A 23,505-nucleotide genomic window follows, 5' to 3' on the forward strand; every position below is an offset into this window, starting at 1 on the left:
TCACGCACTCACGAACGGCATCTGGTGCACAAATGAACGGTCGTCGATTTGCTTGACGATGAAGTCGGCAAGGTCATCGCGGCTGATCTGCGTGGAGGCTTCGACGCCTACCCAGCTCACGCGATACGACCCCACCCCCGGGTTTTCGGTGAGCCTGGGTGCACGCACCACGGTCCAGTCAAGGCCGGAAGCCTCAAGGACTTCCACGTGGCCCTCGGCGTCTGAGAGGAGATGCCCCGACAGGAGCTTGAGGAGCGCGCGGATGATCTTGTCGGGGACACCTGGCTGGTCCTTGTCCGCACCCAAGCCTCCTCCGGACAACGTCACAATCCTGCTAATGCCTTGGGCCTTCATCGCCTCGACGATGTGCCGGGTGCCGTCGGTCTGGAGCGTGTGCGAGGACCCCTTGACATGGCCAAACAAACTCAAGACAGCATCGGCCCCTGCGACCGTCTCGGAAACGGTAGTCGCGTCCTGGACATCTCCCTGAACGGACGTCAAACCCTCGCGGGAGGGTAGCTTCGACGCGTCGCGCGCGAGGGCACGCACCTCATACCCGGCGTCGAGCAGGCGAGTGAGAACACGTGATCCAGTCTTGCCGGTGGCACCAAAGAGAGCAATTGTGGTCATGGAACTAGTTTAGCACCTAAACCATATCACTCGCCCCGGGGGGTTCATACCTGTGGGTTGATCTGCCTGCCACCTGGTGCGATGACGACGAACAGGACCGCGACAAAGGCGCCCCACGCCGGAAAGAACCACCACATGTATGTGGCGCCGCCACCGCCTGCTGCCGAATAGATCACGCCGCCAATGGTCGACCCCGTCACGGACCCGATCGCCGTCGCAAGCCCCTGCAGCCCAAAGTAGGACGCAATCGATGTCGATGGCGCGAACGTGGAGACCACGGCGTTCATCACCGGCTGCGCGAGCATCTGCCCTGTCACAAACACGGCCACGCCCACAAGCATGGTCGCGGTCACAGGCGCTGAGCCAATGACGGCCACCCCACAGCCCATCAACGCCACAGCGAGCGCAAGGATCACGGGACGGGACAGGCGCGTGTTGACGAAGCCTGTGAGCGGCAACATCGTGATGACCATGACGACTGCCGCGGCGCTGTAGACCACGCCGACGCCGACGGAGCCGGGCAGCAACTCACCCGCGCGGAACGGAATCACCAAATAGAACTGCGACACCAGGACCGCCACCCCGGCCACAAGCAGGCAGTACCGCACAAAGGGTGCATCGAGGAATGCCGTGCGTAACCTCGGCGGCGCCACGCCTTCGGGCCGGTGCATGGAAGGCAGGCCAAAGAAGCTGATGACGAACGCGAGCATGAAGAGCGCAGCAGAGGCCAGGGTCACCAGCTGGAAGTCGACCCCGGACAGCAGGCCACCCAGTACCGGGCCTACAACGAAGCCGACATTGCTGATGACCTCGCGCTTTGAGTACACGCGCACCCGGTCGCCCGAACTCGCCAAGGCCGCGTAGGCACCGTAGCTCGCGGGGTGGAACAGGGCGCCCCCGAGTCCGGTCAGCAGCGACGCCACCACCAGCACCTCAACGACATCTGAGACGCCAAGTAGCGCAAAGCCCGAGGCCCGGATCACGACGCCCAGGAGGATCGCGCGGCGGAAGTTGATGCGGTCGGCGATCCAGCCCGCAATCGGCATTGTGCCGTTCTGGGCAGCGGTGCGCACGGCGGTCAACGCGGCGACCACGGCAATCGTCAGGCCGATGTCTTCGAGGAAGTGGTACGCCAACAGCGGCACCAGCATGTAGAAGCCCACGGCCATCGTGAAGGTGTCCGCGTAAAGAACCTTGAGCGCTGTTGCTCGCCCCTCGGGCAGCTCCCTAGTCACTGGCGGATGACGGCCATAGCCGGATGGCTGCGTAGACCGGAACCGACATGAAGATAAACGGCGCCAATGTCGGTAGCAGCCCGCACACCACGGCAGTCAGGCACATCGCCAACACGACCCCGAAGGACCGCGCGGGATAGCTCAGCATGATCTGCGTCGCCGCTCGCAGCCAGTCGTGAGTCGCCGCATCAGGCATCAGCGCGGACGCCGTGCACAGCGCAAGGCCGTACAGGCACACCATCACCGCGACGGGAACCATCGCAGCCGCGAATACCAAGCCAATGGTGGACTCGCCGGAGGTCAGTTGGCTCACCAGAAAGACGGCGTCGATGACCAATACAACGAGCACCACGGCCCCAACCAGGCCCGGGACCACCGTGCGGCGCCACGTCTGCCCAAAATGCCGGAAGGTGTTGCGAAAGACGTCATCGCGTTCGCCGACGTCCCACTGCCCAAAGCTGCGAGCCAAGGCCACACCTGCAGGCACCAGCGTCACGATGGGAAGCGCGAGAATCAGCCCCGCGAGCGCACCGAGGATGATGTTCGCCGGATAGGCCAAAGCATCGAGGATCCGCAGTTCCCACCGCGGCCCTCGACGCTTGGTCGCCGGCGCTCGTGTCACGCAGACTCCTCCCTGCGGGCTGCGAAGCCCTCGCCTGCCACATCGGCATCAGCCAGATGAGGCGTCTCATTGTCCCAACCCACGGACACGGACTCTGTCGCTGTGTCCGTCGTGATCTCGATGACGACTCCGTCAGCGTGATCGGTGCGTTGGACCGTGACTCGACCACCATCGTCCCATCGCCGCGGCGCCAGAACCGTCACAAAACGGGCATGCGCCTGGGGCGCACTGCGGCGAGTCAGCGTGTACTGGGGCTTGTCGATGGCCAGCGATGGTGTCGACGAGGTGGGGTTGGCGTGCACCATGGTGCGCTGCACCTGACCAGACCCGTGCTCATCCACCGGAATCACGGACATGATTGCGGAGCCTGCCGACGCCAACCACCGCCCGTCACCCTCGTCGACCGGCTCGTTATCGGTTTGAATCAGGACCGACCACTCACGATCCTGTTCCGCCGCCAGGTCGTCCACGACCACCAGGTTTCCCTCGGGGGTCAGGACAATGTGGCGCCGCACCTGCGTCACTCCAAGCGCCCGGTCATACATCGCGGACGTCTCACTGACCGCGTGGGTCCAGCCATCGGCAAGGGTGGTCCGCACAATCTCGGCTGTGTACTCCTCAGCGAGTTCCTCGAACACGTGATAGCGATCTTCGTTGACGAAGCCCTGCCCGTCCACCAGGACGGAGTTGTGATGCTCGGTGCGCTTGCGTGATGAGTAACCCTCATCGATCGCGAGGTAGCCACCGTGCGCGAGGAACTCGAAAGAACCAGAGTCAGGGTGGTGGTGTCCCGCGTTGAGGGTCACCCACCCGTTGTCACGGCGCTGCTGGTGCGACATGTCCCAGGCCTTGTGGCCGCCACCTGGCGAGGCCTTGAACGACACCATCGCCGCGTCACGGTCCCAACTCGTCCGGCCTACGACAAGACCCAGGTCAGGGAAGTAGCGCTGTGGGGGCAGCGCCGTCGGATCTTCTGCCTCCACCTCGGGGTCAAGCCACAACAACTCCTGATACGCCTCGGGGCGCACGCCCGGCTTCACGCCACTCTCGTACGCCTCGCGCCAGTAGAAGCGTTCGTCGACCACGTCCGCGAGCCACTGCGCCTGCGGGATCTTGTACTCCGCGGCGAGCTTGCGATACAGCGCCACCGGGTGGCCACTGCGGCGGTCATGGCAGTCACCGTGGTCAATGATGCGCTCCAGGTCCGGCGCTGCTTGATACAGGCGGTACCAGAACGTTTCCTTCAGGTAGGTGCCGCGATGGAACCAGTCGATACCCTCCTGATCGCGCAACACGTCGAGGTAACTCGCGATCCACGGCACGCCGTAGCGCCAATAGACCACGCCCTCGTTGTTGGAGCCGTCATCCGGCAGGTGATCGAGCACCAAGGCGAAGTTGGCCTTGGCTCGCTCGGTCCATTCACGCGCCTCGGGGTACCGGTCCTGGAGGGCGTAGCCCGCCGTCGCAAGTCCCGCGTAGCAAATCCAGTTGTGGTTCTGCCAGTAGGACGAGGACCACCAGCCGCCCTCCGTCTCCACCGCGAATGAGTAGAGTCGCTGGCCCTGCAAGAGCAGCTTGGCCTCAAGTCGTTCCCGCAGATCATCGGGGAGCGCGTCGCCGACCCACGAGTAGGTCAGCGACAGTCCGTGAAGGATCCACCCGGCGTCGAGATCGTGGTCCGGAAGGTTCGCCTTGCCCCAATGCGGGAAGGACAGGGGCGGCTCGAGCCACCGCTGAAGCTCGTCGAGGTAGTGCTGCTGACCTGTGAGTCGATACGCCAGCGCAAGGTTGGCTGAACCGGGGCCAAAGTACGTGATGGACGCCAGCGGGTGCTCCTGGGGCAAGGACATTCCCTTGGCGCGATCGCACTCCTCAAGGAGACGCCGGAACGCCGCCGCGCGCGGGCCATTGACCTCGCGGCGCAGGTCATCTTCGCGGCCGTGAAGCAGGATGGGGTCAGTCATAGGGGAACCTCGTGAGTCGTAGGAAAAGTGTCAGGTGTCGCGAGAGTGATCAGCACCGCACCGTCGACCTGGGTGGCGTCGGTGACGGTCACCGATGGCCTCCCCACAGTCCAGGCGGTGACGAAGAAGGCCGATGCTCCACGCACCAACCAATCAGCCCCCATGAGGGTGCGGGCCGGGTTGTCAGATGGGCCGCGGACGGGGCGGGCTTGCAAGGTAGCGCCGGCCGATGCGCGGTGACTGCCGCTCAGCAGCGTGCCTTCCGCGGTGGTCCAGTGTGTAGTCCAGCCGCCGTCGACGCAGCCGATCGCCAGGTCGCAGGCGGGCCTGAGCCCCAGTGCGATGTCGTGATCGTCTCCGTCCGCGCACTCCACCCGCAGCACGTCGATCAGCACGCCGTCGGCCAGCAACAGTGCGCGGCGCACGATCGCTCCCGCAATAGCATCGGCCGTCTCGGCGACCACGAGTCCGTCCTGGGGCCGCCAAGTCGTGACGCGGCCGGTACCCTCTTGCTGCTCTTGCCCATCGATGCGCACGGTGGGGTGAGCCTGGGACGAGGCGTAATAGCCGTGCCGGAGCGGGCTGCCATACGGAGGAACACCCGGCGCCGGCTGCCACGCGGCACCATCGCCGTAGAGATAGAGACTGAGCTTGTCGAAGTGTCCGTGAGCGCCGCCGTGAGGTCCGGCGTCGAGGACCGCGTGAAGCCCCGCCGCCTGGTCAGAAAGCACGACATAGCCCGCGTCGGCAAAGTGATGGAAACCGCGGGCCGCGGCAGCACCACCCCGGGGCTGCCCTGCGAACCATCCGTCCAGCATCGCCTCCAAGCCGTCGTCGCGGTCGCCGATCGCAGTGCGCGCGAAGCGTTCCACCGGCTCGAGTCCCGTCGAGTCCCAGAACTGGTTGGCCAGGGTCACGACCTCAAGTACCTCACGCTGCATCGGCAGCCGGTCGTACGGCCCGTCGTGAAGGACGGGAAGCCGGCCATCGGGGCCGGCAAGAACTGCGAACACGTCGACCATGCCCCGTAGCCGTCGCTCAACATCTGCGGGCAGGTCGGCAGGGTCGGTACCGCGCAGGGTCAACAGATAGGCGCGCAGCACAAACAGGTGGTAGTACGTCGATGCTTCCCATTCCCACCCGTCATCCATCACCGCCGCGTTGACGTGCTCGTAGAGAGCAGTGAGCGTGTGCCGCTCCGGCTCGGGCTCGCCCAACGCGTGCTGCGCGAGCGCGACCAAGCGGATCGCGGCATCGAGCCACGCGGTGTAGTTGTTGCGGTGGTCGCCGCGCTCAACGACCAAGGTGTGGCGCGCATCGACCATGGTCCGCATCACGCCAGCGAGCATCGCCCGAATAGATGTGGACTGCCCCACCTCCGGCACGCTTGCCAACTCAGCCACAGCATCGGCGATACCCACCGCCCACTGCGCCTCGGACAGCGCCTGCGCAAACAGCTTTCCGCGCAGCATCCACGGTTCGGAGCTTTCACTCCAGCCCTCGGCCTCGATTCGGGAGTAGAGCGCGCCGTACGTCCTGAGTATCTCGACCGCAGCGGCGCGATCGCCATGATCGCCGTGGGTCGTGAAACGTCGCGCATGATGACGCGCGGCTCGCGCAATCTCTTGGTGCTCAAGCGCGAGCCACGCGCCATGGAACTTCTGCCCCGTGAGCGTGCATCCGCACGCCCCGAAGAATGCCTCCCCATCCCGACCTGCCAGCTCCGTGCCGTGGGTCGGGCACACAAAGTCGTGCCACCAGCCGCCGGGTTCTTGGGGAACAGTCGTCATCGGAAGTTCAGGCCTCCGTTGATGTCGAGGACCTGACCGGTGACGTAGGACGACAGGTCCGAGGCCAGGAACTCCACGACGTCGGCGACATCCTGCGCCGTGCCTCCACGTCCCAGCGGAATACCGGAGACGATGCCCTTCTGGTTTTCAGCCGGCGTAAAGGTGTCGTGGAACGGGGTGCCGCCGATGAAGCCCGGTGCGACCGCATTGACCGTCACGGAGGTCGACGCTATCTCCTTCGCAAGCGCACGGGTGAAGCCGTTGATGGCCGCCTTGGACGTCGCGTAGATCACGGAACCTGCTCCACCGCCATTTTCCGCGGCCAGCGAGCTCATCATGACGATGCGGCCATGATCGGAGCCGGTGACGTGGGGCAATGCGCTGCGCGTCGTATAGAAGGCCGATGCCGTGTTGACGTCCATGATCTGGTCGTAACGCTCATCCGTGGTTTCTGCCACCGGTGCGCGGCCCACGAGGTGACCGGCGTTGTTGACGAGGATGTCGAGGCCACCGAGGAACTCCGCGGCCTTGTCGACGAACTCGGCGGCAGCTGCGGAGTCTGTGAGGTCGGCCTGGAGCGCGATAGCCCGCGTGCCACCTTCCTGGATTTCTGAGGCGACCGCTTCGGCACCGTCGGCCGACTTCGCGTAGTGGACCACAACATCGGCCCCAGCCTTGCCCAACGTCCGGGCGATCTGTGCGCCAATACCAACGCCGGCTCCGGTCACGATCGCGCGGCGGCCAGTCAGATCAATAGTCATGAGTGCATTTCCTTTTTCTCGTTGCGGTCAGTCACGCCGGTCATCACTTGATGCCTGCGTGGGTGAATCCCTGGATGAAGTACTTCTGCGCGAAGATGAACAGCAACACCATCGGCACCGTCGCCAGCGTGGTTCCGGCCATCAGGTACTGCCACTGGGTGTTATCCAGTTGCTGGAAGACAGCCAGTCCCACCTGGATCACACGCAGGTCCTCGCTTCGCGTCACCAGCAGCGGCCACAGGAAGTTATTCCAGCTCTCTTGGAAGGTGAGCAGACCCACCGTCGCGATGGCAGGCTTGATCAGCGGCGTGTAGATCTGCGCGAAGATGCGGAACTCATTGAGTCCATCCACGCGTGCCGCTTCTTCCAGTTCCTTGGGCAGCGACAGATAGAACTGCCGGAATAGGAAGATGGAGGCAGCGGAGAGGCCGCCGGGGATGATCAGTGCCCACCAGGTGTCGAGCCAGCCCGTGCCCCCTTGTCCCATGATGTCGTTGCCGCCAAACAGCGGCATGAACTTCACCATGAGGAACTGCGGCACGATCTTTGTGTACGTCGGAATCATCAACATTGCGACGAACGCAAGGAAGACGAACTCTCGGCCGCGGAAGTAGATGCGGGCCAGCGCATAGCCAGCCATCGCGCCCATCAGGATCGTGATGATCGTGTGAGACACCGCGATGATGAGGCTGTTGCGGAAGTACAGCCCGAACGGTGCGGCGTTGAGCGCCTCCGTGTAGTTGCTCCACACCCACTCCTCCGGCAGGAAGGTGGGCGGGAACTGGGCGAGCTCCGCGGGCGACTTAAGGCTCGTGAGCACCATCCACACGAACGGCGTCAGCATGGTGATGGCGCCGAGCATCAAGAAGGCGTTCAGGATGATCGAGTTGTGGGTGGAGCGCCGGCGGTACCAGGCGCCAGGTTTGCCTTCGCGGGCAGGGCCGCCAATGACGATTGCGCGCGCTGTAGGGATAGTCATGGGTCAGTCCTCTTCTCGCGTCGCACGACGGCTGATGAGCGTCATCACCAGGAGGAACGCAAACAGCACGACCGACTGCGCGGCCGCCATTCCCATACGGAATTCCTGGAACGCGGAACGGTAGACCTCGTACGTCATCATCGTCGTCGCGTTGGCGGGGCCACCGTCAGTCAGCACATAGATCTGGTCGAAGACCTGGAAGGCGCCAATGATCGAGATGATGAAGACAAAGAACGTGGCGGGCTTGAGCATCGGGAGCGTGATTGAGAAGAACTTTCGCACCGCGGAAGCTCCATCCAATGACGCAGCCTCGTACAGCGAGTTGTCGATGTTCTGCAATGCGGCGATGTAAATGAGCATCTTGATACCGATGCCCTGCCACGCGCCGACGATGATCACGGACCACATGGCCGTATCGGGGTCAACGAGCCATGCCTTGCCCGGGAGTCCAAAGAATTCCAAGATGCCGTTGAGCAGCCCGTACTGGGGGTTGAAGATCCACAGCCACACCATGGCGATGGCCACGGTTGCGGTGACCTGCGGCAGGAAGAAAGCGGTGCGATAGAAGCGCTGGAGGCGCAAGCCCTGATTCAGCGCGACGGCGACCACCACAGCGACAGCCATCGAGACCGGAACGGTCCAGAAGGTGTACCAGATCGTGTTCCAGATCGACTTAACGAACACCGGGTCCTGGAAGGTCTCGACGTAGTTGTCGAACCAGATCCAATTGGGCGAACTGAAGACGTCGTAGTCCGTGAAGGACAGGTAGAACGTGGCGATGACCGGGATCAGCGTCCAGATTCCGATGTGGAGCGCAGCCGGTGCGACCATCAGCCATCCGGCGCGGCGCTTGGAACGCTCAGCGGGGCTGAGGCCGCGGGTCTTGCGGGTCGTGGTCACGACCGTTGGCGGCTTCTCGGGTGGCGCAGGCGGTGATTCCGTGCGTTCGAAGATGCTCATGGTGCCTTCCGTGGGAGGCGTTGCGGCCCGGAGGAGGAGGTCACTCCGGGCCGCAACGTCGTACTACCGGTTGATTGCGTCCTGGACCAGTGCCGCGAGGTCGTCGAGCGACTCCTGCGGCGTCTTCTGCTCAAGGAGGGCCGCCTCAACCGCGGGCGCGAAGTCTCCGCGGACCTCGAGCCAGGTGGAGGGACCACCCTCGCGCTGTGCGTACTCGAGGTTTTCGAGCGCGAACTGCACGAACCGATTTGACTGCACGTACTCGGACTCCAGCAGCTCGGTGAGCGCGGGCACGTTGCCACGCTGCTCGTTAGCAGCCAGCGCGACGTCAGGGCTCGACAGGAACTCGAGGAGAGCAGTCGCAGCCTCAGGCGAGGACGAGTTGCTGGAGACCGTAGCGAGGGTTCCACCGAAGAACATTCCGGGAACCTCACCCTCGATGAGGAACGGCTCCATGTGCTCCAGTGCCGATTCGTCGGCCTCGAGCGCCTGGGTCCACAGGTTGTTGTGCGCGATACCCATGGCGGCGCGGCCGTTGATCAGCGGGTTCACGATGTCGTCAGGCGAAGCGAAGCCGATGTCCTCAACCTCATACGTGTTGACCATGTCGGTCATCAGCTCGAGAGCCGCGACACCCTGCTCGTTGTTGAACACGGGCTCGGTGACATCTTCGTTGAACAGTCCGCCGCCTGCGGAGAACAGCATGACTTCGAACGCCTGACGGGGGTCAAGCGACATCATGTCGAAGCCCGCACGGTCAAGGGAGCCGTTGTCGGCACGAACCGTCGTTGCTTCTGCAATCTCGACGAGTTCATCCCAGCTCGAGGGAGGCTCGGTGTAGCCGGCTTCCTCGAGGATGTCCATACGTGCCACGCCAAAGCGGGTGTCGAGCATGATCGGAACGGCGTAGACGTCGCCGTCCCACATTCCGGCCTCGACGATCGAGTCTGTGTAGACCTCCTTGAGCCCGTCCTCGGTCAGACCGAGCGGAGCGAGGTCAGCCAGGACGCCCTTGTCGGCGAAGCCTTCGATCCAGCCCACGCCCATCATCATCACGTCAGGCACGAGGCCCGAGGCGACGGCGGTGGTGAGCTTCTCATTCAGGTTTCCGTACGTCGTGTAGTCGACCTCGACCGTGACGTCCGGGTACATCTCGTAGAACTGGGGCAGCAGCTCGTCCTCGAGCAGTTCCTGTCCAGGCGTTCCCTCGAAGATCGGAGTCAGGAGGGAGATAGTGCCGGAGATTTCTGACGCTGCGGCGCTTGAGTCCCCGCCTGCTGTCGCGTCCGTGTCTTCTGATGCGGTCTCGCTTGAACACGCGGCCACGCTGACCACAAGGCCAGCCACCGCCGCTAGGCCCGTCCAGGACCTGATTCGTGGTGTCACTCGCATGAGTGTTGTCCTCTCGGATTGGTGAAGGGATGGCAACATTGCCTCACTGATCGACTTCGTTGTCGTCATCCATCCGGAACAGACTCCGCGGTTGCGGAATCTGGTGTAACGATGCACCAGATCTTCACCGTTTGCAAGCGCGACTTCGCCGAATGTTGCAGATTCGAGACATTTGCCCGGTTGTTCACGCTCACACACTTGCCAGATATTGGTAAATCGATACACTCGAAGCCTGAGGGTATCTATCGAGTCCAAAGGAGTGCTGCGATGGCACGGACGACTATTCAAGATGTGGCGCGTGCCGCCGGGGTGTCACCGAGTTCGGTGTCGAATCTTCTTAACGGGCGCACCGAGCGCATGGTGCCGGCTACGCGCGAACGCATTGAACGCGCGATTGAAGAGCTGGGCTACCGGCCCAACCGCGCGGCTCGGCAACTGCGCAGCGGCCACACCCAAACCATCGGCTTAGTTGTCCCCTCTGTGGGCAACCCCTTCTGGGGCGCGTTTGCCCGCGAAGTTGAGGTTGCAGCACAGGCCAAGGGCTGCAACGTACTTCTGTGCAACTCGGAGCGCGAACCTGATCGCGAGCGCCGCTACGTCGAGGAACTGTGGGAGGACGGCATCCGGGGCATCATTCTGTGCACCTCGCTGCCGTCGCTCGAGCATGTCGCTGGCTCCATCAAGGACGGCCTGCGCCTCGTGACGTTCGACCGCCCCGCCCAGCCAGACGACCCCTCCTCCGTCGTGAGCATTTCGATCGACAACGGCATCGGGGGGCGTCTGGCCACTTCACATCTCATCGAACTCGGGCACGAGCGCATCGCCTTCGTGTCCGCCTCGATCCGCTCCGTCAACCGCTCCGCCCGCTACCGCGGGTACTGCGAAGCGATTGAACAGGCAGGGATGTCCGTGGCCAGCATGCCGAGCTGGACGGGCGTCACCGCCGCAGAGTTCGGCGACGTCGAGGCGGCCGACGTAGGCCGCGCTGCGGCACACGCGCTCTTTGACGGATCAGGCCCCGCGCCCACCGCAGCAGTGGCCATCAACGACATCACCGCCCTGGGCTTCGCGCGCGGCTTGCGAGACATGGGACTGAAGGTTGGCGAGGACGTGTCAGTTATTGGCTTCGACGACATCATCCTGGCCGACCTCTACGACCCGCCGCTGACGACCGTGCGCCAGCCCATCGCGGACATGGCTCGCCTCGCAGTCGGCGAAGCTATTGAGCGCGCCGCCGCGGAGGATGAGCAAGCGGGCCGCTCGGTCCTCTTGCGCCCCGAGGTCGTCGTGCGCGAGTCGACTCAGCCCCCACGGAACGAGGGTCCCAAGCAACGCGCAAACGTGACAGCGCGAGAAGCCATCGGAAAGTAAGCGGAAGGGCCGGCCCACGGGCGCTCACCCACAGACTTTCGCGAAGCCAGATTCGCCCGCTAGCGGGCGGCGTTCAACGCTACTCGTCGTCCTCCGCGGACGGTGACGGCGATGGGCTTGCCTCGGCCAACGGGTTGTCCGGCAATTCTGCCGGGGCCAGCTGCGCCTCAATCAGATCCGCAGGCAGGCACTCGGCCTGGGCCGCAAGTTCAAGATCCGGATCAAGCTCGGTAGACAACGCCTCCCGCAGACCGGGGCTCTCCGCATACGCATCACCCAAGATGAGGTCCAGCGTGATGTCGTCACGGGTATCCAAGGTCAGCTCTGCGCCGTCGAACTGCACGGCGAGCGTGTATGCCTGGTGGACGCCATTTTCTCCAAAGAGAATCTCGACGGTGTCGGTATAGGTGCGCGGCCAGTTCTGAGTACCTGTGACCAGGAAGCCGCGCGATTCCAGCGCCGTGGCCGTCGTGCCTGCCAGGCCCTGGGCGTCGGTGGCGTTGTTGACGCGCACCACGACCTCTTCCGCAGGCAGCGGCGTCACACCAGCAGGAGGGCACACCAACTCGGTATCAACCTCGAACTCGCCCGCAGGGGTGTGAATGGCCGCCGTAAATGGTCCATCTGCGTCTCCGCGGTAGATCGCGAGAGCAGCAATGGTGAGGGCCGTGAGGAGAATCAGCGCAATGCCGAAGACGATCAGCTGCCGTTCCCGGCGACGACGACGCGTCACCGAGGCGCTCTTCGCGCCAGGCGTCGGTGCGTCGGTCACTGATCCCACCTCTGGACAGGCTTACGTCGTGGACGAAAGTGGCGGAGGATAGGGGATTCGAACCCCTGAGGGCTTTAACACCCAACACGCTTTCCAAGCGTGCGCACTAGGCCACTATGCGAATCCTCCAGGAGCCACGATGCTACCCGAGCATCGCCGGATGCTGAAATCACACCACCGCGCAAAGCCGCTAGACTATTCCCCGACCCCCCACGTGGCGATATCTCGCCCAACTCCCCCAGGGCAGGAATGCAGCAAGGGTAAGCGGGCTCTTTCGGGTGCGTGGGGGGTCCTTTTATGCCCTCTTGTAGGCACCCATGGTGAGCAGCGCCCACGCGCCTCCCAGCATCGGCCCGTGACCCAAGCATCGGCCCCTGTCTTTTCGCATGAACAGGGACTTACATCCCGCGCGCGCGCACGCGATGAGGCCTACCTTGGAATGAGTAGTCAAAGGAGACTGCACCAATTGAAGGGAACGATCATGGCCGACACATTCCGCGCAGCCGTCGTGACGAGTTTCGACGCGCCTCTCGACGTCAAGGACGTCGAGCTGCCCACCCCGGGCCCCTTCGAGGCCCTCGTCAAAGTCAAGTACTCGGGCGTATGCCACACAGACCTCCACGCTGCTGAGGGCGACTGGCCCGTCAAGCCCTCGCCCCCTTTCATTCCCGGCCACGAAGGCGTCGGTGAAGTCGTCGCAGTCGGCGACGCTGTCACCCGCGTGAGCGTCGGCGACACGGTCGGCAATGCCTGGCTGTGGAGCGCGTGCGGCGAATGCGAATTCTGCGAAGACGGCTGGGAGACCCTGTGCCTGCAGCAGAAGAACGGCGGCTACGCCGTGGACGGTTCGTTTGGCCAGTACATGCTGGTCGACTCGCGCTACTGCCCCGTCCTTCCCGAGGGCGTCGACCTCGCTGGCGCCGCCCCCATCCTGTGCGCCGGCGTCACGGTCTACAAGGGCCTCAAGCAAACCGACACCAAGCCCGGCGACTGGGTGCTGATCTCCGGCATTGGCGGCCTTGGCCACATTGCCGTCCAGTACGCCGTCGCAATGGGCCGCCGTGTGGTGGCCGTTGACGTCGACGACGCCAAGTTGGAACTGGCCAAGAAGCACGGCGCAGAGGTCGCGATCAATGCCGCGACTGCAACCGACGCCGTGGGTGAAATCCAGGCGGCTACCGGAGGCGGCGTGCACGGCGCGCTCGTCACGGCGGTCAACGGCAAGGCCTTCCCACAGGCGGTGAGCTCGCTGCGCCGCGGCGGCACCGTCTCTCTGGTGGGCCTTCCTCCCGAGCAGTTCCCCCTGGACATCTTCTCTGTGGTGCTCAACGGGTGGACCGTCCGCGGCTCGATCGTGGGAACCCGTCGCGACATGGACGAGGCCATCGGCTTCTTTGCCCGCGGCCAGATCAACCCCACCTACGCAGTGGAGCCACTGGACAACATCAACGACATTTTCTCGCGTATGCACGCCGGCAAGATCGACGGCCGCATCGTGATGGACATGAGCTGACCTTCTCTCTCAGTCAAGGCCGCGTCGAGCATTCGCTCGGTGCGGCCTTGATGCTTGTGGAGGGCCGATGCGTGTGTCACCGGGGACAGTTAGGCTCAGTCCCGTGAGCCAAGCCCTGTATCGCCGCTACCGTCCGGACGCTTTCGCCGATGTCGTGGGGCAGGAGCATGTCACGACGCCGTTGATGCAGGCGTTGCGCTCCGACAAGGTCAACCACGCGTACCTGTTCTCGGGACCGCGCGGATGCGGCAAGACAACCTCGGCGCGCATCCTGGCGCGTTGCTTGAACTGCGAGCAGGGACCCACCGATACGCCGTGTGGGACGTGCTCGTCCTGCGTCGAGTTGGCGCGCGGCGGTAGCGGGTCCGTCGACGTCGTCGAGATTGACGCCGCCTCGCATAACGGTGTCGACGACGCGCGAGAATTGCGCGAACGCGCGGCATTCGCGCCCGCCCGCGACCGCTACAAGATCTTCATCCTCGATGAGGCACACATGGTGACGACGCAGGGCTTCAACGCCTTGCTCAAGCTGGTCGAAGAGCCGCCTCCGCACGTGCGCTTCATCTTCGCCACGACAGAGCCGGACAAGGTCATCGGCACCATCCGCTCGCGCACCCACCACTATCCGTTCCGACTAGTGCCACCAAGCGTGCTGACCGAGTACCTCGAGACGCTGTGTGAGGCGGAGGGTGTGTCCGTGTCTGCAGGCGTGCTGCCGCTCGTGGTGCGCGCTGGAAGTGGCTCGGTGCGCGACACCTTGTCCGTGCTGGACCAGCTCATCGCGGGGTCCGACTCCGATGGCGTGACATACGAGCGGGCCATCGCACTGCTGGGATTCACCGACGCCACGCTGCTTGATGACGCCGTTGACGCGCTAGCCGCGTCCGACGGCGCTTCGCTGTTCCACGTGGTCGATCGCGTGATCTCGACCGGTCATGAGCCGCGCCGGTTCGTCGAGGACTTGCTCGAGCGCGTGCGGGACCTTCTGGTGCTGGCAGCGTCCGGCGCTGCGGGTGCAGGTGCGCTGGGCGAGGTGCCCGAGGACCAGCTGGAACGCATGCAGGACCAGAGCCGCCGCCTTGGACTTGCTCGGGCTTCGCGAGCCGGAGACCTCATCAATGACGCGCTGACCTCGATGGTTGGAGCAACATCACCGCGGCTTCACCTGGAGTTGCTGTGCGCTCGCCTCCTTGCGGCGGACTCTGCGCCTGCAGTGGAATCCAGCCGGGGCTCGGGTGCTGTTGCGCCGGCCGCGCCTGCTGCGGCACCATCCGACGGCGCGGGCCCTCAGGGCGGAGGCGCCCCGGCCGCACCGGCCGATGGCCTCACAGGCGCACAGCGCGCCAAGGCTGCTGTCGCAGCAGCTCGGCCCAAGGCCGGTGACGCACCGGGGGCAGCTCCCGCGGCCGCGGCGCCGTCGGTAGCCCCGGGGACTTCCTCCGGACCAGCCCCGTGGGACGAGCCCGACGAGGCGCCCCAGCCCGCCACGTCTTCACCAGCGGCGACTCAATCCGCGCCCTGGGACGACGAACCGGAGCCACCCCACGAGGACGCAACGCCTGCGGCACCGCAGCGCGCCACGCCGGACCCCCAGCCTGCGCCAGAACCGGTCGCCGAGCCTGCACCTGAGCCCGCGCCAGCCGCTGCTTCGGCCCCCGTCGGGGCGGCCCCGGCCACAGCATCGGCCGCAGCCATTCCTGCACCCAGCGGATCACCCTCCGGTGGCCCGGCAGGTGGCGCCGAAGACACCGAGCTCGTCCGCCGGCGCTGGAGTGAAGTCCTCGGGACCCTCGAGCGACGCCGCGTGACCTGGTCGATGGTGTCTCAGAGCGCGCAAGTAGCATCGGTCGAGGCGGGAGTCCTCACGCTCGCCTTCGACAACTCGGCGCTAGCGAATCGGTTTGGTGGTTCTCAGCACGCGGAGAACCTTGCCTTGGCCGTGCGCGAGACTCTCGGTCTCCAAGTCCGTGTCGAGGCGACCACCGGTCCCGTTGGCCGTTCAGCAGCCGCTGTTGCACCGGCGGCAGCCGCGAGCGCTCCTGCCGCGCCGAGCGCGAGTGGCGGCGCACGGGCTACAGTCGCCGCATCGGCGCCGGCTCCTGGCACGGCCCCTGAGCCGGAACCTGTGGAGCCTCCGCGGGACGAGCCACACTACGACGACGAGGTCGTCTCCGCGGACGACGAGGCCGCGCCGGACGCAACGCTGTCTGGCCAAGACGTTGTCGCGCAGATGCTGGGCGGAAGGGTCGTCGAGGACTAAAAGGACCGAAGGTCCGCGGTTTCTAATTTTTGTGGCTGATAGTTTTGGCGACATGAGCGCGCACGCATCCGGGGAGGGCACTAAGCCCCCCACTAAGTTCGAACTGCGCCGCAAGAAGACCCGTGCGGATCTCATTGTGTTGGGGCTGAACCGCTTCCCGCTCAAGGGTTACGGCTCCACCACCATCGAAGACATTGTGCGCGACTCCGGCTATACGCGCGGAGCCTTCTACTTCCACTTTGACTCCAAAGAAGAGTTCTTCATCGAGCTCCTGAGCAACCGGCCCCGCGAGCATGGCGACTGGCTGAGCGCGCTCGACAGCGACAACGTGACGGACTTGCGTTCCGCGCTCATCGCGATCGTCACGCACTTCGCGAAGTCCGAGTCGGACCAAGCAACGTGGACGCTCCTCACCGCAGAATTCGTCGACGCCAATCGCGACGACGCCGAACTCCTCGCCCCACTTCAAGGTCTGCACGAGGTGGCGGTGGCCCAGCTCGCACCCCTTGTAGAGGAGCTTGTTGATCGTGACTGGTGCCGAACCGACCTTTCAGCGAACAGTCTCGCATCACAGTTGCTGTCGATCACCGATGGGTTTACGTTGCGCCAGCGCCTCTTTGGCGCAGACATTGAGCCCATGCTCGACGTGTACGTCCGGGTGCTCGAGCCGCGCTAGCGCCCCAAGGTTGTGCGAGCCTGAACGCCGCTGTCACTAGGCACGCTTACGCTGGTGCCCATGTATGACGGCGCAGTGCAGGATCTGATCGACGAGCTGGGGCACCTTCCCGGCGTGGGCCCCAAGAGCGCCCAGCGCATTGCGTTCTATCTCTTGGCTGCGGACGGTGCCGATGTGAAGCGCCTCGCGGACTCCATCACGACCGTTAAAGAAAAGGTGCGCTTCTGTGACACCTGCGGCAACGTCGCTGAGTCCGAGCAATGCCGCATCTGCGCAGACCCTCGTCGCGCCGAAGACCTGTTGTGCGTCGTTGAGGAGCCCAAGGACGTGGTCGTCATTGAGCGCACCCGCGAATACCGGGGCCGCTATCACGTGCTTGGCGGGGCAATCGATCCGATGAATGGTGTGGGCCCGGATGATCTGCGCATCCGTGAACTGCTGACTCGCCTGAGTGACGGTGCGGTGCAGGAGATCATCATCGCGACCGACCCCAACATCGAGGGCGAAGCAACGGCGACCTACCTCACGCGGATGCTGGCGCCCATGGGCATCAAGGTGTCGCGTCTGGCCTCCGGTCTGCCTGTCGGCGGCGACCTGGAGTACGCCGACGAGGTCACCCTCGGCCGAGCCTTCGAAGGCCGCCGCACGGTCTCCTAACCCGCCACACCCACCCGTCCCTGCCCCCCGCTTCCCCTGGCCGTACATACACGGCGGGATTCCGGACTTACGGAGCTCACCGCCGTACTTTCTCGACGGTCTGCGGCCGGCGCGACGACAGCATCGGCCCTCCGCATGGCCCCCGGGCACGCGAAAGGCTCCCATGCCCTCCCGAAACCGTCGAAAACCGACGGCCAGGAGCGCGCAGGGGCCGATTCCCCGCCGAGTATGTACGGCCAGGCGGGAGGGCGCTGCGTTCGACGATCACGTGACCTTTCAGGCGTGTTGCCGGCTTAGGTCTCAACCACCGTGACATAGTGAGTAGACCGACTACATAGGCGTACCCGCACCCGAGGAGACACCATGCCCCGCAACCCGTCCGATAAGCGCGAGCGCCTCACAGCCGCCGCTATCCGCCTCGCCCGCACGCAGGGGCTCGAGGCGACCACCATCGCCGCGATCGCCGCTGAAGCGGACGTTCCGTCGGGAAGCGTCTACTACTACTTCAAGACCAAGGACGATGTGGCATCGGCCATCGTTGACGGGATTGCCGCAGCGCTAGCGAGCCAGGGCGCAGACCACGCCAACGGGTCCGATGCTCGCGACGCCCTCACAGCCTTCCTGTCGTCATACCTCGACGACACCGACACCACCGTCCAGTACGGCACGGTGCTGTCGGCTGCGGCACGGGTGGGGTCGGGCGCCGCGCACGCGCAGGTCTTGGGATGGCTCGCCGAGCGCTTCGAGGACCTCGGGTTCGCCGCCTCCGCCGCGTCCGCCAGGGCCCAGCACCTGCTCGCTGGAGTCGAAGGCGGGGCTGCGCTGGCATCGGCCCTGGGCGATGCCCAACCGCTCGAGCGCGAGGTCGCGCACCTCACTCGCTGGGTGGCCAACGCGAAGGCCTGAGGCGGCCGGCGAAAGCTCGTCTCGACCAGTGGAATAGGCCTACCTCCGCGTTATCACTACAATGGGGCGCGCGCCCGAGGCCGGGTGCGTCAACCCCTAAATCCCTACGGAGCTTTTCCATGCCGCTCGTGGTGCAAAAGTACGGCGGGTCCTCCGTGTCGGACGCCGAGGCGATCCAGCGCGTAGCCCGCCGCATCGTCGAGACCAAGCGCGCCGGCAACGATGTCGTCGTCGCCGTATCCGCCATGGGCGACACGACGGACGAGCTCCTCGACCTCGCGAACGCCGTCACATCAGACGCTGCGCCGCGCGAGATGGACATTCTGCTGACCGCGGGCGAGCGCATCTCCATGGCGTTGCTTGCCATGGCCATCCGCGAACTCGGCGTGGGCGCGCAGGCATTCACCGGCCCGCAGGCCGGCGTCATCACCACCGAACACCACGGCCGTGCCCGCATCATCGACGTCGCTCCAGGACGCCTCCAGAAGGCTGTCGCTGACGGCGACGTGGCGATCGTTGCCGGTTTCCAGGGTCTTCACCCAGAGACCCAGGACGTCACGACCCTTGGCCGCGGCGGCTCCGACACTACCGCCGTCGCCCTCGCTGCCGCCCTCAACGCGGATGTCTGTGAGATCTATACGGACGTCGACGGCGTGTTCACCGCGGACCCCCGCATCGTCCCGTCTGCCCGCAAACTTGACCGCGTCTCCTACGACGAGATGCTCGACCTGGCCGCCTCCGGCGCGAAGGTCCTCATGCCGCGTTGCGTCGAGTACGCGCGGCGGTTCGACGTTCCCATCCACGTGCGCTCCTCCTTCTCAGGTCTTGAAGGAACCTGGGTCACGGGAGACACTGCTGAAGGAGAAGACATGGAAGACCCGATCATCGCCGGCGTGGCGCACGACCGTTCCGAGGCCAAGATCACGGTCATCGGCGTTCCCGACGTGCCCGGCTCGGCCGCGCGCCTGTTCGAGGCCGTCGCCACCTCCGACGTCAACATCGACATGATCGTGCAGAACGTCTCCGCGACGGTCACCGGCGTGACGGACATTTCTTTCACGCTGCCTGCGGACTCGGTCCCGCGCGCGACGAAGGCCATCGAGGCGGACCGCGACGGCATCGGCTATGCCGACCTCACCACGGACGACACGATCGGCAAGATCTCCCTGGTAGGCGCCGGTATGCGCTCCAACTCCGGTGTCTCCGCGAAGTTCTTCACCGCGCTGCGCGACGCCGGTATCAACATCGAAATGATCACTACCTCTGACATCCGCATCTCCGTGGTCACCCGCGCTGAGAAGCTCGATGAAGCTGTGCGCGCCGTGCACAGCGCCTTTGACCTTGACTCGAATGACGGCGACGCCGTTGTGTACGGAGGAACTGGACGATGACCCTCACCATTGCAGTCGTCGGCGCGACCGGCATGGTCGGCACCGTCATGCGCTCCCTTGTGGCCGAGCGCTTACCCGACGCGAACATCCGCCTGTTCGCCTCATCGCGCTCCGCGGGCAAGAAGCTCGAGCACCTTGGCTCCGAAATCACCGTCGAGGACATCGCCTCGGGCGACTACGACGGCATCGACATCGCAATCTTCTCTGCCGGTGGCGGCCCCTCGAAGGAGTTTGCCCCCAAGTTCGCAGCTGCCGGCGCCATCGTCGTCGACAACTCGAGCGCCTGGCGCTCCGACCCAGACGTGCCGCTCGTGGTGTCCGAGGTCAACCCCGAGGCCCTGAACGACATCCCGAAGGGCATTGTCGCGAACCCCAACTGCACCACGATGGCCGCGATGCCGACCCTCAAGGCGCTTCACGCAGAGGCCGGCCTTCGCCGCCTCGTAGTGTCGACCTACCAGGCCGTTTCCGGCTCGGGCGTCGCTGGCGTCGAGGAACTCGCCACCCAGGCACGCGCGGTGATTGACGATGTCGAGGGCCTCGCCCGCGACGGCGGCGCCGCGGACTTCCCCGAGCCCGCCGTCTACACCGAGCCCATCGCCTTCAACGCACTGCCGCTCGCCGGTGGATACGTCGAGGACGACTCCAACGAGACGGTCGAGGAGCGCAAACTCGTCGACGAGTCGCGCAAGATCCTCGGCCTGCCCGACCTGCGCGTCTCCGGAACCTGCGTGCGCGTCCCCGTGTTCTCGGGTCACTCGCTTTCAGTCAACGCGGAATTCGACCGCCCGCTATCGCCAGCCCGCGCCTACGAGATCCTTGCTGAGGCGCCCGGCGTCGAGGTGGAGGAAGTGCCGACCCCGCTCAAGGGCGCAGGCCAGGACACCACGTATGTGGGCCGCATCCGTGCGGACCAGGGCGTCGACGACGGCCGCGGCCTCGCGCTGTTCATCGTGGGCGACAACCTGCGCAAGGGTGCCGCGCTCAACGCGATTCAGGTGGCCGAGCTGGTTGCCGCGAAGATCGCTGGCTAAACCCTCAAAACCACGTCTTCACAGCATCGGCCCTTATCCCTCGCGGGGTGAGGGCCGATGCTTTTCCCGCCGTGGCAGCGCTAGGAACCCAAGGGGTCGGTCAGCAGCGGCGTAAAGGCCAGCTCGGCAGCGCCGACCAGCATCAGGTCCTCGCCCAGCGAGTCACGAACCAGAATGAGGTCGTCGGCAAGCGGCGCGAACGCGAGGTCCTCAACGCGCTGCAGGAGCACCTCGGAGCGCAGCTCGAAAATCGCGGCGAGGAAGCCGCCAAGGATGACGGCCTGTGGGTTAAACACCGACATGTGGGACGCGATGGCGCCAGCAAGGTGTTCGATCTGCCGATCAATCTCCGTAGCAACGGCCCCGTCGTCGACGGCCGCGAGCGATGACGACACGTCAGAGAAGACGAGGCCTGTGGGAGCGGCGGCCTCTTGCAGGCGCGCGAAGCGGACCTCGGTTTCGAGACATCCGTGGCGCCCGCAGTGGCACAGCGGGCCCGCGGAGTCCACGACCGTGTGGCCGAGCTCGCCCGCGTAGCCGTCGGCCCCGCGCATCACGGCGCCCTCCGCGATGATCGCGCCACCAATACCGGAAGCGGATCCGTTTAAGTAGAAGTACGTCGACAGGTCGCGACCCGTTCCAAAGGCGGCCTCGGCGATGAGTCCCACCGTGGCGTCGTTGTCGATGAATGCCGGGACGCCAAACGCATCGGACAGGAGCCCCGCATAGTCAACCCCATGCCAGTCCAGGTGCGGCGACCGGGTGATCACACCATCGGCGGGCCGGACAAGACCGGGGACGGCTGCACCAACTCCAACGACGCGCTTCACTTCGGGGTGCTGGGCGCGCAGGTCGCGGACGGCCTCGACGGCGATCTGGACACTCTGCTCAGGCCCAGGAAGGCTGGGTACGGCGACGCGGCGACGCGCCAGAACGTGGCCGCCCATGCCTACGAGCGCCACCTGAACGGCGTCCACATCGGGGTTGACGGCAATGGCGGCGAGTCCGGGATCCGGGGTCACGCGCGGACTAGGACGGCCCACCGTTCCGGACAGAGCCTGGACTTCGCGGACCAGTCCGGCGTCAGCTAGATCGGTCACAAGCGCGCCCACCGTTGAGCGGTTCAGACGCGTCATGCGCGTGAGCTCGGCGCGCGAAATGCCTGGGTGGTGGTGGGTTAAGGACAACAGGAGCGACAGGTTGTGCTGTCGCGTCGACTCGTTGCGGCTGCCGCGCACAGCGGCGTACGTCGGTAGATCTTCTCGGGAGTCCATGTGCTCTCCTAGCGTTGCGATGTAGCCCACCCCATTTTGGTCAGTATCTCGCACTTGCATTTTGTTGCCATTCACAACCTATACTGGGCATGTCAACGTTGACCCCTACCGAGGAGCACACACATGTCACTCACCCCTACACCCGCCGACAAGTTCTCGTTTGGACTCTGGACCCTCGGCTGGGAAGCCCAGGACCCCTTCGGCGGCCCCACCCGTCCTCGCCTCGACACGGTGGAGGCCATTCACGGTCTCGCCGACGCCGGCGCATGGGGCATCACCTTCCACGATGACGACGTCTTCCCCTTCGGCGCCTCGGACGCCGAGCGCGACAAGGCGATCTCCGACCTCAAGGGTGCCTGCACCGACACCGGCCTGGTCGTCGAAATGGTCACCACCAACCTCTTCAGCCACCCAGTCTTCAAGGACGGCGGCTTCACCTCGAACGACCGCGGCGTGCGTCGCTTCGCACTTCGCAAGGTGCTGCGCAACATCGACCTGGCCGCAGAGCTGGGCGCAACCACGTTCGTGATGTGGGGCGGCCGCGAGGGCGCTGAGTACGACTCCGCCAAGGACATCAACGCCGCTCTTGAGCGCTACCGCGAGGCCGTCAACCTGCTCGGCGACTACGTCACCGATAAGGGCTACGACATCAAGTTCGCGATTGAGCCCAAGCCCAACGAGCCCCGCGGCGACATCCTGCTGCCCACGGTCGGCCACGCGCTTGCCTTCATTAACTCGCTCGAGCGCCCCGAGCTCGTCGGCCTGAACCCCGAGACCGGCCACGAGCAGATGGCGGGCCTGAACTTCACCGCCGGCATCGCCCAGGCGCTGTACCACGACAAGCTTTTCCACATCGACCTCAACGGTCAGCGCGGCATCAAGTATGACCAGGACCTCGTCTTCGGTCACGGTGACCTGCACAACGCGTTCTCGCTCGTGGACCTGCTTGAGCACGGCAGCCCCAACGGTGGCCCCGCATACGACGGCCCTCGCCACTTCGACTACAAGCCCTCGCGCACCGAGGACAGCAAGGGCGTGTGGGAGTCCGTGCGCGCCAACATGCAGATGTACTTGCTCCTCAAGGAGCGCGCTGCCGCATTCCGCGCGGACCCCGAGGTCCAGGAGGCACTGCAGGAGGCCAAGGTTCTCGAGCTCGGCCAGACCACGCTGGGCGAGGGCGAGTCCTATGACGACCTGCTCGCAGACCGCGGCTCCTTCGAGGACTTCAACGCTGACGCCTACTTCGGTGGCAACGGCTTTGGCTTTGTGCGCCTGCAGCAGCTGGCGTCCGAGCACCTCCTGGGCGCGCGGGGCTAAC

General features: G+C 65.1%; 20 protein-coding genes, 1 tRNA gene and 1 other RNA gene. 10 read left to right on the plus strand and 12 right to left on the minus strand.

The window, feature by feature from the left end; genetic code table 11:
- The 9 genes from AOP74_RS04495 to AOP74_RS04535 all read right to left on the minus strand — a co-directional run bounded on the left by AOP74_RS04495 (nucleotide 1) and on the right by AOP74_RS04535 (nucleotide 10,327).
- Nucleotides 1-630 carry an NAD(P)-dependent oxidoreductase gene (locus AOP74_RS04495; protein ID WP_061961156.1) on the minus strand — a complete coding sequence of 210 codons (630 nt, stop codon included), beginning with the start codon at nucleotides 628-630 and terminating at the stop codon, nucleotides 1-3.
- Between the two features lie 44 nt (nucleotides 631-674).
- Complete coding sequence (locus tag AOP74_RS04500) at nucleotides 675-1,865, minus strand: MFS transporter (protein WP_061961157.1); 1,191 nt, start codon at nucleotides 1,863-1,865, stop codon at nucleotides 675-677.
- A complete protein-coding gene (locus AOP74_RS04505; RefSeq protein WP_061961158.1) occupies nucleotides 1,858-2,487 on the minus strand; it encodes a DUF624 domain-containing protein in 630 nt (209 codons plus the stop codon). Before AOP74_RS04505 ends, AOP74_RS04500 begins: the two co-directional genes overlap by 8 nt.
- Entirely contained in the window at nucleotides 2,484-4,451 is a 1,968-nt protein-coding gene (locus tag AOP74_RS04510) for a DUF4962 domain-containing protein (RefSeq protein WP_152649164.1), read from the minus strand. Before AOP74_RS04510 ends, AOP74_RS04505 begins: the two co-directional genes overlap by 4 nt.
- Nucleotides 4,448-6,241, minus strand: a complete 1,794-nt coding sequence (locus tag AOP74_RS04515; protein ID WP_061961159.1) for a heparinase II/III domain-containing protein — start codon at nucleotides 6,239-6,241, stop codon at nucleotides 4,448-4,450. The genes AOP74_RS04510 and AOP74_RS04515 overlap by 4 nt, the downstream gene beginning before the upstream one ends.
- Complete coding sequence (locus tag AOP74_RS04520) at nucleotides 6,238-7,002, minus strand: SDR family NAD(P)-dependent oxidoreductase (protein ID WP_061961160.1); 765 nt, start codon at nucleotides 7,000-7,002, stop codon at nucleotides 6,238-6,240. The genes AOP74_RS04515 and AOP74_RS04520 overlap by 4 nt, the downstream gene beginning before the upstream one ends.
- Nucleotides 7,003-7,045: 43 nt before the next feature.
- Complete coding sequence (locus AOP74_RS04525) at nucleotides 7,046-7,981, minus strand: carbohydrate ABC transporter permease (RefSeq protein WP_082095985.1); 936 nt, start codon at nucleotides 7,979-7,981, stop codon at nucleotides 7,046-7,048.
- A gap of 3 nt (nucleotides 7,982-7,984) precedes the next feature.
- Nucleotides 7,985-8,941 carry a carbohydrate ABC transporter permease gene (locus tag AOP74_RS04530; RefSeq protein WP_061961161.1) on the minus strand — a complete coding sequence of 319 codons (957 nt, stop codon included), beginning with the start codon at nucleotides 8,939-8,941 and terminating at the stop codon, nucleotides 7,985-7,987.
- 63 nt (nucleotides 8,942-9,004) lie between these two features.
- Entirely contained in the window at nucleotides 9,005-10,327 is a 1,323-nt protein-coding gene (locus AOP74_RS04535; RefSeq protein WP_160297452.1) for an extracellular solute-binding protein, read from the minus strand.
- Nucleotides 10,328-10,600: 273 nt separating this feature from the next.
- Here AOP74_RS04535 and AOP74_RS04540 point away from each other — a divergent pair, with 273 nt between their 5' ends.
- A complete protein-coding gene (locus AOP74_RS04540) occupies nucleotides 10,601-11,704 on the plus strand; it encodes a LacI family DNA-binding transcriptional regulator (protein ID WP_082095987.1) in 1,104 nt (367 codons plus the stop codon).
- A gap of 79 nt (nucleotides 11,705-11,783) precedes the next feature.
- Here the strand turns inward: AOP74_RS04540 and AOP74_RS04545 are convergent, their stop codons facing one another.
- The gene (locus tag AOP74_RS04545) at nucleotides 11,784-12,476 is read right to left on the minus strand and encodes a LytR C-terminal domain-containing protein (protein WP_061961163.1); all 693 of its coding nucleotides are present in this window, start codon (nucleotides 12,474-12,476) and stop codon (nucleotides 11,784-11,786) included.
- Between the two features lie 39 nt (nucleotides 12,477-12,515).
- A tRNA-Ser gene (locus AOP74_RS04550) sits at nucleotides 12,516-12,605 on the minus strand.
- 72 nt (nucleotides 12,606-12,677) lie between these two features.
- Between AOP74_RS04550 and ffs the strand changes: the two genes are divergently transcribed.
- From ffs to AOP74_RS04590, 8 genes are all read left to right on the plus strand, one after another.
- Nucleotides 12,678-12,774: signal recognition particle sRNA small type (ffs, locus tag AOP74_RS04555), an RNA gene on the plus strand.
- Between the two features lie 183 nt (nucleotides 12,775-12,957).
- Nucleotides 12,958-13,989 (plus strand): alcohol dehydrogenase AdhP, encoded by a 1,032-nt coding sequence (adhP, locus tag AOP74_RS04560; protein WP_061961901.1) that lies wholly within the window; start codon nucleotides 12,958-12,960, stop codon nucleotides 13,987-13,989.
- Nucleotides 13,990-14,092: 103 nt separating this feature from the next.
- A complete protein-coding gene (locus tag AOP74_RS04565; RefSeq protein WP_061961164.1) occupies nucleotides 14,093-16,249 on the plus strand; it encodes a DNA polymerase III subunit gamma and tau in 2,157 nt (718 codons plus the stop codon).
- 52 nt (nucleotides 16,250-16,301) lie between these two features.
- Nucleotides 16,302-16,925, plus strand: coding sequence for a TetR/AcrR family transcriptional regulator (locus AOP74_RS04570; protein WP_152649165.1), 624 nt, complete (start codon nucleotides 16,302-16,304; stop codon nucleotides 16,923-16,925).
- A gap of 60 nt (nucleotides 16,926-16,985) precedes the next feature.
- Nucleotides 16,986-17,582: a recombination mediator RecR gene (gene recR / locus AOP74_RS04575; RefSeq protein WP_061961166.1), complete on the plus strand. Its 597-nt coding sequence runs from the start codon at nucleotides 16,986-16,988 to the stop codon at nucleotides 17,580-17,582.
- A gap of 363 nt (nucleotides 17,583-17,945) precedes the next feature.
- Nucleotides 17,946-18,488, plus strand: coding sequence for a TetR/AcrR family transcriptional regulator (locus AOP74_RS04580; protein ID WP_061961167.1), 543 nt, complete (start codon nucleotides 17,946-17,948; stop codon nucleotides 18,486-18,488).
- A 119-nt stretch (nucleotides 18,489-18,607) separates the two neighbouring features.
- Nucleotides 18,608-19,879 carry an aspartate kinase gene (locus tag AOP74_RS04585; RefSeq protein ID WP_061961168.1) on the plus strand — a complete coding sequence of 424 codons (1,272 nt, stop codon included), beginning with the start codon at nucleotides 18,608-18,610 and terminating at the stop codon, nucleotides 19,877-19,879.
- Complete coding sequence (locus AOP74_RS04590) at nucleotides 19,876-20,913, plus strand: aspartate-semialdehyde dehydrogenase (RefSeq protein ID WP_061961169.1); 1,038 nt, start codon at nucleotides 19,876-19,878, stop codon at nucleotides 20,911-20,913. The genes AOP74_RS04585 and AOP74_RS04590 overlap by 4 nt, the downstream gene beginning before the upstream one ends.
- Nucleotides 20,914-20,993: 80 nt before the next feature.
- Here the strand turns inward: AOP74_RS04590 and AOP74_RS04595 are convergent, their stop codons facing one another.
- Nucleotides 20,994-22,187, minus strand: a complete 1,194-nt coding sequence (locus tag AOP74_RS04595) for an ROK family transcriptional regulator (RefSeq protein ID WP_061961170.1) — start codon at nucleotides 22,185-22,187, stop codon at nucleotides 20,994-20,996.
- Between the two features lie 123 nt (nucleotides 22,188-22,310).
- Between AOP74_RS04595 and xylA the strand changes: the two genes are divergently transcribed.
- Nucleotides 22,311-23,504, plus strand: a complete 1,194-nt coding sequence (gene xylA / locus AOP74_RS04600; RefSeq protein ID WP_061961171.1) for a xylose isomerase — start codon at nucleotides 22,311-22,313, stop codon at nucleotides 23,502-23,504.
- Nucleotide 23,505: the final 1 nt, after the last annotated feature.

The organism is Demequina flava (assembly GCF_000975035.1).
GTDB classification, from domain to species: domain Bacteria; phylum Actinomycetota; class Actinomycetes; order Actinomycetales; family Demequinaceae; genus Demequina; species Demequina flava.

What these genes read in the sequence shown, in the direction of transcription:
- AOP74_RS04495 (WP_061961156.1), bottom strand. Translation starts at nt 630, where the DNA reads ATGACCACAATTGCTCTCTTTGGTGCCACCGGCAAGACTGGATCACGT.
- AOP74_RS04510 (WP_152649164.1), bottom strand. Translation starts at nt 4,451, where the DNA reads ATGACTGACCCCATCCTGCTTCACGGCCGCGAAGATGACCTGCGCCGC.
- AOP74_RS04515 (WP_061961159.1), bottom strand. Translation starts at nt 6,241, where the DNA reads ATGACGACTGTTCCCCAAGAACCCGGCGGCTGGTGGCACGACTTTGTG.
- AOP74_RS04520 (WP_061961160.1), bottom strand. Translation starts at nt 7,002, where the DNA reads ATGACTATTGATCTGACTGGCCGCCGCGCGATCGTGACCGGAGCCGGC.
- AOP74_RS04525 (WP_082095985.1), bottom strand. Translation starts at nt 7,981, where the DNA reads ATGACTATCCCTACAGCGCGCGCAATCGTCATTGGCGGCCCTGCCCGC.
- AOP74_RS04530 (WP_061961161.1), bottom strand. Translation starts at nt 8,941, where the DNA reads ATGAGCATCTTCGAACGCACGGAATCACCGCCTGCGCCACCCGAGAAG.
- AOP74_RS04540 (WP_082095987.1), top strand. Translation starts at nt 10,601, where the DNA reads ATGGCACGGACGACTATTCAAGATGTGGCGCGTGCCGCCGGGGTGTCA.
- adhP (WP_061961901.1), top strand. Translation starts at nt 12,958, where the DNA reads ATGGCCGACACATTCCGCGCAGCCGTCGTGACGAGTTTCGACGCGCCT.
- AOP74_RS04570 (WP_152649165.1), top strand. Translation starts at nt 16,302, where the DNA reads ATGAGCGCGCACGCATCCGGGGAGGGCACTAAGCCCCCCACTAAGTTC.
- recR (WP_061961166.1), top strand. Translation starts at nt 16,986, where the DNA reads ATGTATGACGGCGCAGTGCAGGATCTGATCGACGAGCTGGGGCACCTT.
- AOP74_RS04580 (WP_061961167.1), top strand. Translation starts at nt 17,946, where the DNA reads ATGCCCCGCAACCCGTCCGATAAGCGCGAGCGCCTCACAGCCGCCGCT.
- AOP74_RS04585 (WP_061961168.1), top strand. Translation starts at nt 18,608, where the DNA reads ATGCCGCTCGTGGTGCAAAAGTACGGCGGGTCCTCCGTGTCGGACGCC.
- AOP74_RS04590 (WP_061961169.1), top strand. Translation starts at nt 19,876, where the DNA reads ATGACCCTCACCATTGCAGTCGTCGGCGCGACCGGCATGGTCGGCACC.
- AOP74_RS04595 (WP_061961170.1), bottom strand. Translation starts at nt 22,187, where the DNA reads ATGGACTCCCGAGAAGATCTACCGACGTACGCCGCTGTGCGCGGCAGC.
- xylA (WP_061961171.1), top strand. Translation starts at nt 22,311, where the DNA reads ATGTCACTCACCCCTACACCCGCCGACAAGTTCTCGTTTGGACTCTGG.